General features: G+C 38.5%; 16 protein-coding genes. 6 read left to right on the forward strand and 10 right to left on the reverse strand.

Features of this window, described 5'->3' with window-relative positions:
- Positions 1-3 precede the first annotated feature (3 nt).
- From infC to G7B20_RS17310, 5 genes are all read left to right on the forward strand, one after another.
- Positions 4-528, forward strand: coding sequence for a translation initiation factor IF-3 (infC, locus tag G7B20_RS17290; RefSeq protein WP_370626398.1), 525 nt, complete (start codon positions 4-6; stop codon positions 526-528).
- Between the two features lie 36 nt (positions 529-564).
- On the forward strand, positions 565-765 hold the full coding sequence (rpmI, locus tag G7B20_RS17295; protein ID WP_164112674.1) for a 50S ribosomal protein L35: 201 nt from the start codon (positions 565-567) through the stop codon (positions 763-765).
- A gap of 102 nt (positions 766-867) precedes the next feature.
- Positions 868-1,212: a 50S ribosomal protein L20 gene (rplT, locus tag G7B20_RS17300; RefSeq protein WP_079642146.1), complete on the forward strand. Its 345-nt coding sequence runs from the start codon at positions 868-870 to the stop codon at positions 1,210-1,212.
- 314 nt (positions 1,213-1,526) lie between these two features.
- The gene (locus G7B20_RS17305; protein ID WP_164112675.1) at positions 1,527-2,402 is read left to right on the forward strand and encodes a glycerophosphodiester phosphodiesterase family protein; all 876 of its coding nucleotides are present in this window, start codon (positions 1,527-1,529) and stop codon (positions 2,400-2,402) included.
- Between the two features lie 65 nt (positions 2,403-2,467).
- On the forward strand, positions 2,468-3,052 hold the full coding sequence (locus tag G7B20_RS17310) for a 2'-5' RNA ligase family protein (protein WP_164112676.1): 585 nt from the start codon (positions 2,468-2,470) through the stop codon (positions 3,050-3,052).
- 42 nt (positions 3,053-3,094) lie between these two features.
- On the opposite strand, the gene lon is transcribed toward G7B20_RS17310, so the two are convergent.
- Positions 3,095-5,572, reverse strand: a complete 2,478-nt coding sequence (lon, locus tag G7B20_RS17315; protein ID WP_164112677.1) for an endopeptidase La — start codon at positions 5,570-5,572, stop codon at positions 3,095-3,097.
- 312 nt (positions 5,573-5,884) lie between these two features.
- Between lon and G7B20_RS17320 the strand changes: the two genes are divergently transcribed.
- Positions 5,885-6,553 (forward strand): tetratricopeptide repeat protein, encoded by a 669-nt coding sequence (locus G7B20_RS17320; RefSeq protein WP_164112678.1) that lies wholly within the window; start codon positions 5,885-5,887, stop codon positions 6,551-6,553.
- Positions 6,554-6,706: 153 nt separating this feature from the next.
- Here the strand turns inward: G7B20_RS17320 and G7B20_RS19375 are convergent, their stop codons facing one another.
- The 9 genes from G7B20_RS19375 to G7B20_RS17370 form a co-directional block, all read right to left on the reverse strand.
- Entirely contained in the window at positions 6,707-7,561 is an 855-nt protein-coding gene (locus G7B20_RS19375) for a YciI family protein (RefSeq protein WP_205600267.1), read from the reverse strand.
- Positions 7,562-7,563: 2 nt separating this feature from the next.
- The gene (locus G7B20_RS17330; RefSeq protein WP_164112679.1) at positions 7,564-7,989 is read right to left on the reverse strand and encodes a DUF1801 domain-containing protein; all 426 of its coding nucleotides are present in this window, start codon (positions 7,987-7,989) and stop codon (positions 7,564-7,566) included.
- Between the two features lie 7 nt (positions 7,990-7,996).
- On the reverse strand, positions 7,997-8,461 hold the full coding sequence (locus G7B20_RS17335) for an SRPBCC domain-containing protein (RefSeq protein WP_164112680.1): 465 nt from the start codon (positions 8,459-8,461) through the stop codon (positions 7,997-7,999).
- 11 nt (positions 8,462-8,472) lie between these two features.
- Entirely contained in the window at positions 8,473-8,865 is a 393-nt protein-coding gene (locus G7B20_RS17340; RefSeq protein ID WP_164112681.1) for a VOC family protein, read from the reverse strand.
- Between the two features lie 149 nt (positions 8,866-9,014).
- Entirely contained in the window at positions 9,015-9,947 is a 933-nt protein-coding gene (locus G7B20_RS19380; protein WP_205600266.1) for a DUF1801 domain-containing protein, read from the reverse strand.
- Positions 9,948-9,958: 11 nt separating this feature from the next.
- On the reverse strand, positions 9,959-10,438 hold the full coding sequence (locus G7B20_RS17355; RefSeq protein ID WP_164112682.1) for an SRPBCC domain-containing protein: 480 nt from the start codon (positions 10,436-10,438) through the stop codon (positions 9,959-9,961).
- Positions 10,439-10,592: 154 nt separating this feature from the next.
- Entirely contained in the window at positions 10,593-12,824 is a 2,232-nt protein-coding gene (locus G7B20_RS17360; protein WP_164112683.1) for a multicopper oxidase family protein, read from the reverse strand.
- A 1-nt stretch (position 12,825) separates the two neighbouring features.
- A complete protein-coding gene (locus G7B20_RS17365) occupies positions 12,826-13,713 on the reverse strand; it encodes a DUF3347 domain-containing protein (protein ID WP_164112684.1) in 888 nt (295 codons plus the stop codon).
- 201 nt (positions 13,714-13,914) lie between these two features.
- Positions 13,915-14,286, reverse strand: coding sequence for a hypothetical protein (locus G7B20_RS17370; RefSeq protein WP_164112685.1), 372 nt, complete (start codon positions 14,284-14,286; stop codon positions 13,915-13,917).
- Positions 14,287-14,349 lie beyond the last annotated feature (63 nt).

Consider the following 14,349-nt stretch of genomic DNA (forward strand, 5'->3'; position numbering starts at 1 on the left):
CCAATGAGGAAAAAAGAACCGGAGCACCGTATCAACGAATTCATACGTGTGCCAGAGGTACGTTTAGTTGGGGATAATGTTGAGCCAGGGGTATATCCTACCCGCAAAGCGTTAGAGCTGGCCGATGAATTGGAGCTAGATCTAGTCGAGATTTCTCCAAATGCTGTTCCTCCTGTTTGTAAAATTGTTGATTATAGCAAGTTTATTTACGAACAGAAGAAAAAGCAAAAGGAAATCAAAGCTAATGCCAAACAAACAGTTATTAAGGAGATTCGTTTTGGACCGAATACGAGCGAGCATGATTTCGAATTCAAATTGAAACACGCAATGCGTTTTTTGGAATCCGGAGAGAAAGTCCGTGCCTATGTACACTTTAAAGGGCGTGCTATTGTCTTTAAAGAGCAGGGAGAGATTTTGTTGTTAAAGTTTGCGCAAGCATTGGAAGACTATGGGAAAGTGGAGTTACTTCCAAAGTTAGAAGGGAAACGTATGTTTTTGACCTTGGCACCTAAAACAACAAAGAAATAAGAGTATTCTAACAGATTGATATAAATAATAAGTATTATGCCAAAAGTAAAAACCAATTCCAGCGCGAAAAAACGTTTCAAATTGACTGGAACAGGTAAGATTGCAAGAAAAAGTGCTTTCAAAAGCCACATCTTAACGAAAAAGACTACGAAGCAAAAACGTAATCTAACACAAACAACTTATGTTTCTGACGGAGACTTAGGTAATGTGAAACGTATGTTAGCTATCGGTAAATAGTTTTCAGACTTAAGTTAAATAAACAATATTTTTTGACCGGGTATAGGGTTGTAAGATTACTGAAAAACGTAACACCTTTTACCAAATTAAATTTTAATCAATATGCCACGTTCGGTTAACGCAGTAGCTTCTAGAAGAAGAAGAAAAAGAATCTTGAAATTAGCAAAAGGCTATTTCGGTTCACGTAGCAAAGTATATACTATTGCTAAAAATACAGTTGAAAAAGGTTTACAGTACGCTTATCGCGACCGTAAGACCAAAAAACGCGAGTTCAGAGCTTTATGGATTCAGCGTATCAATGCAGGATCACGTCAACACGGAATTTCTTATTCTCAGTTGATCGGTAAGTTGAATGCTAAGAATATCGGTTTAAACCGTAAGGTTTTAGCTGATTTAGCATTGAATAATCCTGATGCTTTTAAAGCAGTCATTGACGCTGTAAAATAGTTTAGTTTTAAATCGCAATCGATTTGTTAGATATTAAAAGGAACCCTATCGGGTTCCTTTTTTTTTCTGAAAGTTTATGTTCTTATTGACCATTAAGAACTTTTTTCATGATGTTTTCTTTTAATCGGGCATTCAAGAGCTGTCCCGATAATGTTAAGATCGGTTCATCTCTATTGGTGATCTGCCAGCTGGCGGATCATGAAAGTTTTATTGGAATATCTTTTGTTTCTACTAAAGTATTTATCGAAACTAAATAAATTGGTAACAATTTCTTAAGATAGAATGGTTAGCTTTGTTGTAGAAAATCTAATTCAATGAAAAACCTTATTGTTTCGGTTATTACTGCTCTTTTTGTATTGTCCTTAAGTTTGCTTCATGCGCAAAACCTACATACACTAAACTTTGAAAGTGCAAGAGAAATGCGCGATTATTTCAGATATAGTGGTGATAAAAAAATAATATCTGGTCATCGGGGGACTATTGAATTGGGCTTGCCTGAAAATTCAATAGCGGGTATGACCGAAGTGTTAAAGCATACCTCTGCGATTTTTGAGGTAGACCCTCGGCTGACGAAAGATGGGGTCGCTGTAATGATACACGATGCGACATTGGACCGTAGTACAACAGGGAAGGGGAAAGTATCGGACTATACTTGGAAAGAGCTTAAAAAGCTCCACTTGAAAGACTATGCTGGCAAGCCAACGATCTATCGTATTAATACTTTAGATGAAATGATTATGTGGGCTAAAGGGAAGACTATTTTAAATCTTGATAAAAAAGATCTGCCTTTGGAGGTGACGGCTGAAATCATCCGTAAGCATAAGGCTTATGCATGGGTGTGGGTCACTGTTCATACGGTGGAGCAGGCTAAGTTTTATTTAGAAAAAAATCCCGAGCAGTATATGTCTATGCATATTAAGGATCAGAAGGCATTGGAAGCATTTAAGAATTCTGGCTTACCTTATGATAGAATGATTGTTTATATTGGTCCTGAAATCAAGCCTGAAAATCAAGATATGTATAATTTCTTTAAAGAGAAAGGGGTGTTGTGTATGATTTCTACAGCGCCTACATATGACAAATTATCAAGTAAAGATAAACGTGCAGAAAAATACCGAGCAGTATTTGCCGACGGGGCGCGTATACTTGAATCGGACTTACCCATAGCGGTTAGTGAGGCAATTAAGTAGCGCATTCTAACTGGGACGTTATGGTTTTATTTCTTATCTTTAAGATGGACCATAAATTGTAGGTGATGGAAAGCGTTAAGGTATCTTTGGCATTTGTACCTTGTGAAAGTGTTAATGCAAAAATTAGAAATTTAAAGGAAAATCTTAAATCAGTGATAGGCTGGTATTCAAGTTGCAACTCTGCGGGACATGTTACGATATGTGAGTTTGAAACTACCCGGGATGAGTTAAAGGGAGTTGCTAGTCTGCTTATAGAAAAACTGCAGTACGAGCATGCTCAACATGTTTATTTTAATGATTATTCGATCTTTCAACATGGAAATACCTATACTTACTATATTGTACCAACAGTACAATCCAAATATTATTTTAACCAGCGTTCGGCGGCGGTTATTGACGCCTTGAAAGATAGATTCTCGTTAAAGTCTATTTCTAAAGAGCCCCATTTATCGATAGGGCGTAAGCTGGAAGAGGGGGCTCTTAAGGACGCTAAAAGTAGTCTGAAGCAGATTGACCTAGACTTCTATTGTGATTCGGTATATATTCGGGTCTTTAATCCCGATGTAAAGCAGTACGATATTTTTTTTAAGATTCCTTTTGGTGGGAAGGAGCGTTTGTTGGGTGCTGGTCAGTTAAGTTTTAACTTCTAATAAAAAAGCATCATTTGGTGAAATGATGCTTTTTGTGTTTTCTTATTTTTTTACCGGATCTGTATTGAATCTATTAATATCTTTAGCATGTTTGACTTTGCTTTTTAATAGCGCTAGATCAATCACTTCGGACATTTCGGATACGTAATAAAACTTCATATCTTTAACATAGTCTTCTTTGATCTCTAATATATCTTTTTGATTGGATTTGCAAAGGATAATCTCTTTGATGTTGGCTCTTTTAGCTGCTAATATCTTTTCTTTTATACCACCTACCGGTAGGACTTTGCCACGGAGGGTAATTTCTCCTGTCATAGCTAGTTTTTCTTTGACCTTACGTTGGGTAAATAACGATGTAAGTGCTGTCAGCATAGTGATACCGGCAGAAGGCCCATCTTTAGGCGTGGCTCCAGCAGGAACGTGTATATTTACATCCCAATGGTCAAAGATACGGTAGTCTATTCCGAAATCTTCTGCATGTGAACGTAAATACGCCATGGCTATTGCGGCAGACTCTTTCATAACATCACCTAGGTTACCTGTTAGACTGAGTTTGCCTTTTCCTGGACTTAAACTGGATTCGATGAATAAAATATCACCACCGACTGCTGTCCAAGCTAATCCTGTTACTACACCTGCTACTTCATTATTCTCATAGATGTCTTTGTCAAAAATAGGAGCCCCCAATATTTCTTCTACAACATCTGTGTTAACACTCGACGCATGAGGTTTTTCCATGACAATTTTAGTCGCTATACCGCGTACTACAGAGCCTATCTTTTTTTCTAAACCACGTACACCAGATTCGCGAGTATATTCTTCAATGATCTTTTCGATCACCTTATTGTTTAATGTCACATCCTTACTTTGTAGCCCATGCATTTCACGCTGCTTGGGAAGAAGGTGTTTTTTTGCTATCTCGATTTTCTCTTCTATGGTGTAACCATTCACTTCGATAATCTCCATACGGTCGAGTAAAGCCGGTTGGATTGTGTTTAATGAATTAGCTGTGGCTATAAACATGACTTTAGATAAGTCGTACTCCATTTCTACGTAATGGTCATAGAAATGTGTGTTTTGTTCGGGGTCTAGCACTTCTAATAACGCGGAAGATGGATCTCCTTTAAAGTCAGAACCAATCTTATCGATTTCATCCAGCACAAACACAGGGTTAGAAGTTCCCGCTTTTTTAAGCGATTGAATAATACGTCCGGGCATAGCACCTATATACGTTTTGCGGTGCCCTCTGATTTCAGCTTCATCACGGACTCCTCCTAAGGCCATACGGGTATATTTACGGCCTAATGCTTTGGCGATAGATTTTCCTAATGATGTCTTACCTACCCCAGGAGGACCTACGAGACAAAGTATAGGCGCTTTCATATCGTTCTTCAGTTTCAAGACAGCTAGGTATTCAACAATACGTTGCTTAACTTTATCTAGACCGTAATGATCTTTGTCTAGAACTTTTACGGCTCTATTTAAGTCAAACTTGTCTTTTGTGAATTCTCCCCAAGGCAGGTCTAGCATTAACTCTAAATAGTTGAGTTGTACGGAATAATCTGCAGCAGCTGGGTTAATTCGTGCTAGTTTTTCTAATTCTTTGTCAAAGTGTTTTTTGACATCCTCAGGCCATTTTTTACTTCTGGAACGTTTTTTTAAATCTTCTATTTCCAGGTCAGGGGTATTACCGCCTAATTCTTCCTGAATTGTTTTTAACTGCTGGTTTAAAAAATAATCCCGTTGCTGTTTGTCTAAATCGATGCGTACTTTATTTTGGATCTGGTTTTTTAGTTCCAACATCTGTACTTCGGTAGTTAGATGTTCTAGCAATAGTTTAGCGCGTTTGACAAAGTCTTTTAGCTCCAATAGGTCCTGTTTGGCAGCAAGTTCTAAAGCCAAATTAGACGATATGAAATTTACCAAAAATGTGGGGCTTTCAATATTTTTAATTGCGATTCCAGCTTCTGAAGGAAGATTTGGAGATAATTGTATAATCTGTAACGCCAGTTCTTTAATAGAAGAAATTAAAGCCTTAAATTCCTTACTGCTCGTTTTTGGTTTTTCTTCTGCGAAGCGTTCGACCTTAGCCTTTATATAAGGATCAGATTGAACTAGCTCCTGAAGTTTAAAACGTTGCTTCCCTTGTATAATTACCGTTGTATTTCCATCGGGCATTTGCAATATCTTAATAATATTGGCAACGGTTCCGACTTTATTTAACTGATCAAAGCCTGGATCTTCTACGGACATGTCTTTTTGCGAGACAACACCGATTGTGCGATCGCCTTTATAGGCTTCTTTTACGAGTTTTATAGATTTATCCCGGCCAACAGTAATCGGAATCACAACTCCCGGAAACAACACGGTGTTACGGAGTGGGAGAATGGACAGGATCTCGGGTATATCTTCGTTTCGCATTTCGTCTTCATCCTGTGGGCTTAATAGGGGGAAGAATTCGGTGTCTTCACTAATTATTGGAATAGCCTGGTTGAAATCGAATGTGTCAAATTTGCTCATATATTGTTTTGTTTAAAATCCGACAACATGTCAGACTTTAGGTGTACTTTTTCCGTTATGGATTATGAATGTTTATAATGCAAGCTGAATGCCAATCGTAAAAAGTGGTATTATTTATGCTGTACTCCTTATGAAACCTGCAAAATAGTCATAAAGTTTTGGATTTATGACAGCATTTTGATAAAGTAGGTTGATGTAAAAATAAAAGAAAATGTATTATTGTGGAAATGTTTATAAGTATTTATTGATGACTTAAACTTATTGTGGCATTTTTACTCTAACACGTATAATAGAAACATTTAAATCAAGGATATGAATATTAAAATTGCAAATAATCAATTGAGATCATTAAAGTTGGGGATGTCGGCATTAGCCTTGGCCTTGATGACATTAACAGCTCAAGCACAGCAACAGGAGCATAGTAACCCTAATGTGCGATTGGGACAGAAAGCACTGCTTGAGGGTGATTTCAAATCTGCAGTTTCACATTTAGAGAAAGCAATGCCTACAGAGTCAAAAGATCCAGATGTTCTCTATCTTTTAGGGTACTCCCAATTTCAATCTGGTGATTTCCAAAAGGCCGTGACGTCATTTGGTAAGGTTGTTGCTTTGGATGCGAAGAATGCAAATGCTTATTATTACAAAGCGAAAGCTAACAATACATTGGCAGTAGCAAAGAATAGTAAACTTTCTAATGCGCAAAAGGAACAGTTGTTGCAATCAGCAGTTGGTGATTATACAAAGGCTATTGCTGTAAACGCAAATGATGCCAAGTTGTATCAAAATAGGGCTGTCGCTTATCGTGATTTGGGTATTTTAAAAGGAACTGCCGGTACGGATAATTACAATAAAGTAGCAGCTACTGAAGCCTATAATAAGGCGGTGACAGATTATGAAAAAGTGCTTTCTTATGACGCTGCACGTAAAGATATACAAACCGAATTAAAAAAGGCAAAGGTATACCGCGATAATCTGAAGTAAATCAAGAAATAAAAAAAGGCTTTCATTTTGAAAGCCTTTTTTTCTGAAAGTATATGTTTTCAGAGGCCATCAAGAACTTTGATCTCTGTTGGAGATTCAATGGAATCATGAAATTTTTTTCTGAAAATGTATGTGGAAGCAATCAAGATCTTGTTATGGCGTTTCTTTGGATATCTTTCGGGCGGTTTCGAGATATACAGGCAGCGCCGCCGACCCGTACCAGGTGTAAATTGTATAGTCCAGATAGTTGTTTTTGATAGCCAGATCGGATTGTAGGATGTTTTTAAGTTCTTGTTCGCTTGTAAGGTTATGGAAGATAAAAATACCTCTATAGTTTTTATCATTTTTCGCAATAGGACCAGCTACCACTAGTTTTTGCTGTTCGACTAGTTTTTGGATGTTTTTTAGATGTTGTGCAAAACTGTTCTTTCGTTCTTCGGTGTCTGTTGACGGGTTTTTACCTGTGTTTAAGATTACTAGGAAGTAGGATTTCATTCCATATGAGTCGGCACCTAGTGATTTAGCAAGTGCCTCATCATACGGTGTGTATTTGTCATCATCTTTTGATACCTGTCGTTCCAAAAAGTAAGACATCGATTTAGTTTCCATATCTGAAATGCTAACCAACAACCTGTTGTCATTGATGTATTTATAGGAAATAAGCTTCGGAAAGTCATGTGTCGGATTGGCTACGGATAATGTGCTGTCTTTTGCCTCTCCCTCAAAGCCTATTGTATTACCCTTGTTTTGTCCGATAAGACTGGCATCATAACGCCATCGTTCGTTTTGTTTGTTTAATGATAAATACTCTGTGATATTTAATGTATTGCCTTGGCTCGAGGAATAAGAAAACCCCTTCAATGAGCTATCATTAAGTTTGTCCCAATGTTCGAATCGTTCTTTGTTTTCGACTTTCCAAGTTCCAGGCAATAGCTTAAGCCAGTTTACTTGTGCTATTGTCATTGAAGGCATGCTGATTAGAAAAAGATAGAATAATATGATTTTCATATTTAGGTGAGTCTGTTGTATTTTTCAGCTATAAAATTTATAGAGACAGTCATCATTCGGATTAGCTTTTCCTCATCTATATCAGCTAGTTTTTTGATGTATATACAAGCCTTGCCCATCGTAAATTTTCCCAATCCTTCCAGTAGATAGGCATGTTCGTCTGCTCCTGTGAAAACATAAAGTGAAATGGCAGCTTTGCGAGGAGAAAACCCTAGGAGGGGAGCTTCACCCTCATGGCCACTTGCATACTTATAGTAATAGTTGCCAAATCCAATTATCGAAGGGCCGTACATTTTGGCCGATTGACCTGTGGCTTTTTCCATAAGTTTTAGAAGCCGATAACTATCCGCTTTTTTTTGCGGGTTTTCAACTTTTTCAATATAAGCAATGACGTCTTCGTCTGTGTATTCTGTTTTATTTTTAGCCATGTTAAATTTATTTTTCGCAAAGTTCTTTTAATCGTTCCAGTGCTTTGGGCCATATATCTTCAAACATCTTCTCGTGCTCTTCGCTGTCTACTTCTACAGAGCAGATTAGATCAGTACCTCCATTTTCGACAACTTTATATCTATATATTTCGAATGAGTTTTTCCATCCGTCTACGTGTTCTCCCTCATAGAGCTCTCCATCTTTTGAAAATATGCCAATTGATCTTATGGTTAAAAGTTCGCCAGGTATATTTTTATCGATTATGGAGATCATGCCCATCTCATCTCCATTCATGTCTTTTGAAAGGAAGTATATTTTCGATCCTTCAGACCAGTCTCCCCTAAAGTCCGAGTCTTCACCAAAGAATGAAGTCCAGTCTTTGTAGCTTTCTTTTGCGAGCATTACCTTATGAACATGAAGTGGTGATGCTTCAATATTCGCTTTGTAGTATAATGTTTTTAAATTTTTCATGATCCTTATTTTTACATATTTCCCATTCCGAAAACAGTTCCCTGTGGATCTTTTACAATCACATAGTTGAGGGTGCCGTCTCGTTTTTTACTGTCTTTTAGTAGTGTACCTCCAAGTTGTAGGCAGGTGGAAAGGCTTTCATGAACATCATCGACAAAAAAATAGGGAATCCATTGTGGAGGAATACCTGTATTGACTCCTCGGTGTGTGCATATTCCACCAGCAGCTGTTTCCGTATCAACGGCCATGGCATAGTCTTCATACGATTCATCACCATCTTTCATAGCAACTCCTATTTCTTGCCATCCAAATAGTGTTTTATAAAACTCTTTTAATTCAGTGGGGTTATTCACCGTCAGGTCCGTCCAATAAAATTGTCCCTGTTTAGGTTTATCTTTACTCATATGGTTACGGTGTATAATTGTTGAAATTGATTAACATCCTTTGGTAATAGCGTATCGAGTTTATACGATAGATTAATACTTTAGCGATTCATTATTAAATATAGTGATCTGAATCTGATACTGTACTTGACATAAGACAAGAATTACTGTTAGCGTTTGTACTTGTCGTGTAGCCCCTTTCCTGCCAAAATAAGAGGAGTGATTTTCTCTATTCGAGTTTGTTTTGTTTTGTCCTGTTTCGCTTCGTTGATGTAAGCGATATACTCTTTCTGTTTTCCAGGGGTCAAACTATCAAATGCTTTCTTTAAGGCTTTATCCTGTTCTAATGCTTCTTTGAAAAATCCTTGTGGTGGTTGAGCGGGAGAGCGTTCAATCTTTATCTCCTTACCGTCTTTAATGGTCTGTATACTTTCACTAATGTAGCTAAGTATCTTTTTTGCATCCATTTCTTTTACGCTTTTGAAACGCCACTGCCGCAAGGCTTTTGTCTTTCCTTCAGATGCTGATACCAATACTTTATCGCGGTCTTCTAAAAAAACACCGTTGTAAAACCAAAGCGAAAAGAAATTTTTAAAACCAGCCCATCCGATTACATTTTTACCGTTAAAGGTATAGATAGCTGTTCCCCATTTGAATTCCTTTTTTAGTTCGGTTTGAAGTATCAACTGGTTCATGAATTCTTCACAGTCTATCCACTTGTCACGATGAGAATCCCAGATGGGTCCCTGCTTGTCTTTGAGCTGATCTGTATTGAAATGGACGATTTGGGTGATTAACTCTCTAGGTAGTTCTTGATCCAGTGGAATTTGGATGGCGCCTTTGGTCGTTTTAAAGGAGCTTAACCTGTCTGCTAAAGCCACTATTGCAGCTGGGCCGGGATATATTCCTATGTGGTTTTTAAACTTGGCAAAGTGTATGAGGTTACCGTGCCAACGATAGGTGGGCATAGCGTAATTAATCGTCTCTTTGGCATCCGTTGGTGCTGCGTCACGAATAATTTCACGTAGTTCTTTGAGCTTTTGCTGGGCCTCTTGATCAAAGCTGTGAATGTACTCGTCTATGGAAGAGAAAGATGTCTGCATCGTATTTGTGTTTAAGTGATGGGATCGCTTGTTTGTTTAATATTCTTCATAAAATCAAAAGCACCCATACGAAGATTTATTCCGTATTCTAAGTAGGCTTTTAGACAGGCTAAAAAATTAGCCCATCCCTCAGTCTGACCAATCGCTTGTTGGATCCCATTTTCATCGGCTGTCATCTGGCTTTCTTTGATACGGACGACTGTGCTACCGTCTGCTTGTGATTCTAAGAATATCTCTACTAACATGCCTTCGGCACCGCCGCTCCAGTCAAAGGAAATATACTCGTTTTGATTTATTTGCTGGCCAGTTACGGGAAATTGGTCTTCAAATTCGGGGAATTTCCATTGAACGATTTCACCGGTTTCTAGCCGCCCTGTACCGTGTTCGATAAAATAGTGATTCATCTTTTCTGGAGAAATGATAGCGTCAAAAACTTGTTCTTTGGGCTTCTGAATCTGAATTGAAGCCTTTGCAGATAATGTCTTGTTCATCTATTGTTGTTTTTAGTCTACTTGGTTAAAAAGCCTCATTACACTAAAAACAAAAATAGTGAAAATAGGTTTTTAATTGTTCGTACAAGGAATCATAACAACAAATTCGCTATCTGTTTATCGAGATAACGAATTTGTTTGATCGTAATTATTTTTAGTAATTGATAGCGAGCCCTACCCCAAATCCCATATCACTGTCATAGTGTGTGCGGATTCCCAGGTTTTTATGAACAATATATCTAAGATCTACCATATATTCTTTATCGGTGTTAACCATAAATCCACCGCGCAATCTTCTGGAGAGAGGGATGTCTTCCCGCATTAAGGAAAGTCTAGCAACACCATCATGGTACACCTCGGCCTGGAAGTTGATTAATAGGGGTAGGGTATACATCACCCCTAAACTAACTGCACTTCTATTGTCTTTTTTATTTACCTGTCCAAACATGTTTTTTTCATGCTCGTCTTCGCCCATTCTGCGATAGCGCCAATCAAATCCGATAAAAGGCATGAGCCATTGCATTTTACCGATATACCTTCCCAAATGGGTTTCGACCTCATAGCCATGAATGTCATTATAACCCAAACGCCATTCCGTTCCTAAACTCCAACGGGCATTCTGTACCATGGCTTCACCATCATTTCCGTTAGTAGCAAAGTCATTTTGGGCCATAAAGTGAACCATGTTACTTTCTTTTTGTAGCGTTTTATATGCCTTTTCTTTGTTTGGGAGCAGGGGATTATCGTAATTTCCGACCTCAAATACGCGATTCATTCCTGCCATCATATGATATAAGATATGACAATGGAAAAACCAATCTCCTTCACGATTAGCCTCAAATTCAATAACGTTGGTCTCCATAGGCATAATATCCATCACATTCTTCATGGGAGCGTAATCTCCTTGACCATTGATCAGCCTGAAGTCGAATCCATGGAGATGCATGGGGTGACGCATCATCGAATTATTATAAAGCGTAATTCTAAGGACTTCTCCTTTTTTTATAGGGATTTTGTCGGTTTCCGACATCACTTTATTGTCCATACTCCAGACATAACGGTTCATATTTCCCGTGAGCTCAAATTTAAGTTCTCTAACCGGGGCATTCGCATCGAGTGTTGTCTTCTCGGTTGCTTTTAGCATACTGTAATTTAGGGTTACTATATCACTTCTGTTGCTAGGCGTTCCATGCCCTTGATGATCGGATGCGTTTTGTGAGGAAGAAGTGGTTTCCTGTGATACGGCTATTTCGGGATACATGACTGCATTCATGTCCATTTTCTGTAAATTCATTTGCATCCCCATGTCATTCATATCGCCATTCATCTTCATCATATCGTTCATCATCTTCATCCCTTCAAAATAGCGTAGCCGAGGTAATGGTGCTTTTAATTGGCGAATGCCATTTCCGACAAAAAGTGATGCAGAGCCCGAACGGTCTTCTGCAGTAGCGGCTAGCTCATAAGATGTGTTTTCTGCTGGAATAGTGACAATAATATCGTATGTTTCTGATACGCCTATAATCAGTCGATCTACATCAACAGGTTCGACATCATTACCGTCGTTTGCAATTACCGTTATTTTTCCACCGGCATAGGTCAACCAAAAGTAAGAAGAAGCTCCGCCGTTAGCTATTCGTAAGCGTACGCGATCTCCAGCTTTGAATTGACTGAGTTGGCTTGTAGCTTGTCCGTTTATCAAGAACTGCTCATAGTAGACATCACTCACGTCCATTGCCTCCATGCGTTTCCATTCATTGGTTACTTTTGTCTTAAAATGACCTTCTTTTATGGCTTCTCCATAGCTTTGTACGGCATTTTTCTTGATGCCTGGCCAATCGTTGCCGGTATGAAGCATACGCTGTACGGTCTCGGGTTTGGTATTGGTCCATTCGCTAAGCAGTACAGATACCGTCGGTATATCATCGATACCCTTTCGGAAAGTAGGGTCTCCTTTCTGCTTATGGAAGATGATGGATCCATACATTCCTATTTGTTCCTGCAAACCTGAATGACTATGATACCAGTATGTTCCGTTTTGTATTACCGGAAAGCGATAGGTATATGTGGTGCCGGGAGCTATTGGCATCTGGGTGAGAAAGGGTACCCCATCTTCCCGATTGGGGAGCCACACGCCATGCCAATGCAGTGAGCTGCTTTCCTTCAATTGATTGTGCACAACAATTTCGGCGGTATCTCCTTCCGTAAATACTAATGTTGGCATGGGGATTTGACCGTTTGCAGCAATCGCTCTTTTTTTAACACCTCCATAGGTTACTACGGTATCTTGAAGGTATAAATGGTAGGTTACGGTTTGCTGCGCCTGTGCAAAGGTGATGAAGGATAGCAATATAGCCAGGATTATCTTGATTTCTCTTACTGTCATATTAATCAATTTTTTCCTTTACACTACCGCAAGTCATCATTTTAGAACCATAGTAGGGGTTTTTTATATTTTGTTCTAAGCTTAACCAGTTGGCTCCTTTGCCTTCATTATACATCGGACAGTTTTGGTAATATACAGGCTTGTCTAAGGGGGAAGCTTTTATAAGCGCATAAACTTTTAAGGATAATGTTGCAAAATACTGGCGTTGGCTGGCGATATCCTGACTGGTAGATATTTTGGTTGCATATGTGCTAATCTCCTTCTTATTACTCATCCACACTTGGTGTGCTTCGTTGGTTAAAGACTCCATCTTTAAGGCCTCGATATTTGTAAGCATTTTTTTTGCCTGCGTAGCAGCGGCTTTTGAATCTGAATTTACGAAGGCATTTTTGAGGTCGAAATAGGGTGTTATGATGGTTTCAATACCTTTTCCATTACTAGCTTTTATCGTATTTTGTTTGTCCATATTGATTTGCGTATGGTCGTGGTGTTGCTTTGGACTATGCGCTGCATGCTGTGATTTTATTGGAGCAACTTCTTTGCTTTTCAACGTCCTATCGTATTGGCAACAACCATGTAATTTAGCATAGGTGTCGTCGGGGGCCAAGTATTTTTCATTATCGTATCCTGCTAGAGCTATACGTTTTAAAATAGCATCTGCGGAAGTTTTTTTCGCATCGTAGCTTATATTTGCACTTTGCGTTGCTGCATCCCAAGTTACTTGAGATTCCTTATTCTTGTTTCCGGCTTTTTCAATGGTAGCTTTGCACATACCACAATTGCCATTAACGTGAAAGGTTTCTGTCTTTGAATTTTTAACCTGTGCTGATATAGTGGTTGTGGATAGTATTATGCTGGAGATACTGATCCAAAAATAATTTGCGTTCATATGTATATTATTTTATAGTTTTAATATTCATAGGGGTGTATAGATATATAAACACCGCATATGGTTTTTAGTTTTACGATAGAAAGTGCGCGATTGTATCAACATTAAGCGTCCTCTATCGAATAAAAAATGGTGGAATAGAGCCTGTGTTGGCACGATCCCCTAAGGAATAGACGTACCTATGGCTAGCAAGGGGATATATTAACCTATTTTAGGAGGAAGCCAAATGGAAGAGAAACCCGACGAGAGCTGGTTGTCTTTGTCGTAAAAGCCCTCTTTTTTATCAAAAAAGAAAGGACATTCATAGTTTTTTTGTGCGACAATGAACAACTGGAATTTCGGACTGTTTTGCTGACAGCCTGCGCCTTTACATTTGCCGTCACAATGGTCATTATGTTCGTGTTTGGGGCTGTCCTGAGAGAGGCAACAAGTATGTTCTGTGGTGTTTTCTTGGTGGTCACAGCAAGAAAGTGTGTTTGTAATCGACTTACTTTGCTCGCAAGCAGAAACAAACTTAGTCAACGATAGTAGACTAAAGAGTATCGTAAGACATATAACCAGAGACTTTCTCATTCGATGTAAAAATACATATTTTTTTTAAATAATTGAAATACTCATGTATAGGCGAAGCACAAA

Origin of the sequence: Sphingobacterium sp. xlx-96 (genome assembly GCF_011007365.1) — a bacterium.
GTDB lineage: Bacteria > Bacteroidota > Bacteroidia > Sphingobacteriales > Sphingobacteriaceae > Sphingobacterium > Sphingobacterium luzhongxinii.

What these genes read in the sequence shown, in the direction of transcription:
- infC (WP_370626398.1), top strand. Translation starts at nt 4, where the DNA reads ATGAGGAAAAAAGAACCGGAGCACCGTATCAACGAATTCATACGTGTG.
- rpmI (WP_164112674.1), top strand. Translation starts at nt 565, where the DNA reads ATGCCAAAAGTAAAAACCAATTCCAGCGCGAAAAAACGTTTCAAATTG.
- rplT (WP_079642146.1), top strand. Translation starts at nt 868, where the DNA reads ATGCCACGTTCGGTTAACGCAGTAGCTTCTAGAAGAAGAAGAAAAAGA.
- G7B20_RS17305 (WP_164112675.1), top strand. Translation starts at nt 1,527, where the DNA reads ATGAAAAACCTTATTGTTTCGGTTATTACTGCTCTTTTTGTATTGTCC.
- G7B20_RS17310 (WP_164112676.1), top strand. Translation starts at nt 2,468, where the DNA reads ATGGAAAGCGTTAAGGTATCTTTGGCATTTGTACCTTGTGAAAGTGTT.
- lon (WP_164112677.1), bottom strand. Translation starts at nt 5,572, where the DNA reads ATGAGCAAATTTGACACATTCGATTTCAACCAGGCTATTCCAATAATT.
- G7B20_RS17320 (WP_164112678.1), top strand. Translation starts at nt 5,885, where the DNA reads ATGAATATTAAAATTGCAAATAATCAATTGAGATCATTAAAGTTGGGG.
- G7B20_RS19375 (WP_205600267.1), bottom strand. Translation starts at nt 7,561, where the DNA reads ATGAAAATCATATTATTCTATCTTTTTCTAATCAGCATGCCTTCAATG.
- G7B20_RS17330 (WP_164112679.1), bottom strand. Translation starts at nt 7,989, where the DNA reads ATGGCTAAAAATAAAACAGAATACACAGACGAAGACGTCATTGCTTAT.
- G7B20_RS17335 (WP_164112680.1), bottom strand. Translation starts at nt 8,461, where the DNA reads ATGAAAAATTTAAAAACATTATACTACAAAGCGAATATTGAAGCATCA.
- G7B20_RS17340 (WP_164112681.1), bottom strand. Translation starts at nt 8,865, where the DNA reads ATGAGTAAAGATAAACCTAAACAGGGACAATTTTATTGGACGGACCTG.
- G7B20_RS19380 (WP_205600266.1), bottom strand. Translation starts at nt 9,947, where the DNA reads ATGCAGACATCTTTCTCTTCCATAGACGAGTACATTCACAGCTTTGAT.
- G7B20_RS17355 (WP_164112682.1), bottom strand. Translation starts at nt 10,438, where the DNA reads ATGAACAAGACATTATCTGCAAAGGCTTCAATTCAGATTCAGAAGCCC.
- G7B20_RS17360 (WP_164112683.1), bottom strand. Translation starts at nt 12,824, where the DNA reads ATGACAGTAAGAGAAATCAAGATAATCCTGGCTATATTGCTATCCTTC.
- G7B20_RS17365 (WP_164112684.1), bottom strand. Translation starts at nt 13,713, where the DNA reads ATGAACGCAAATTATTTTTGGATCAGTATCTCCAGCATAATACTATCC.
- G7B20_RS17370 (WP_164112685.1), bottom strand. Translation starts at nt 14,286, where the DNA reads ATGAGAAAGTCTCTGGTTATATGTCTTACGATACTCTTTAGTCTACTA.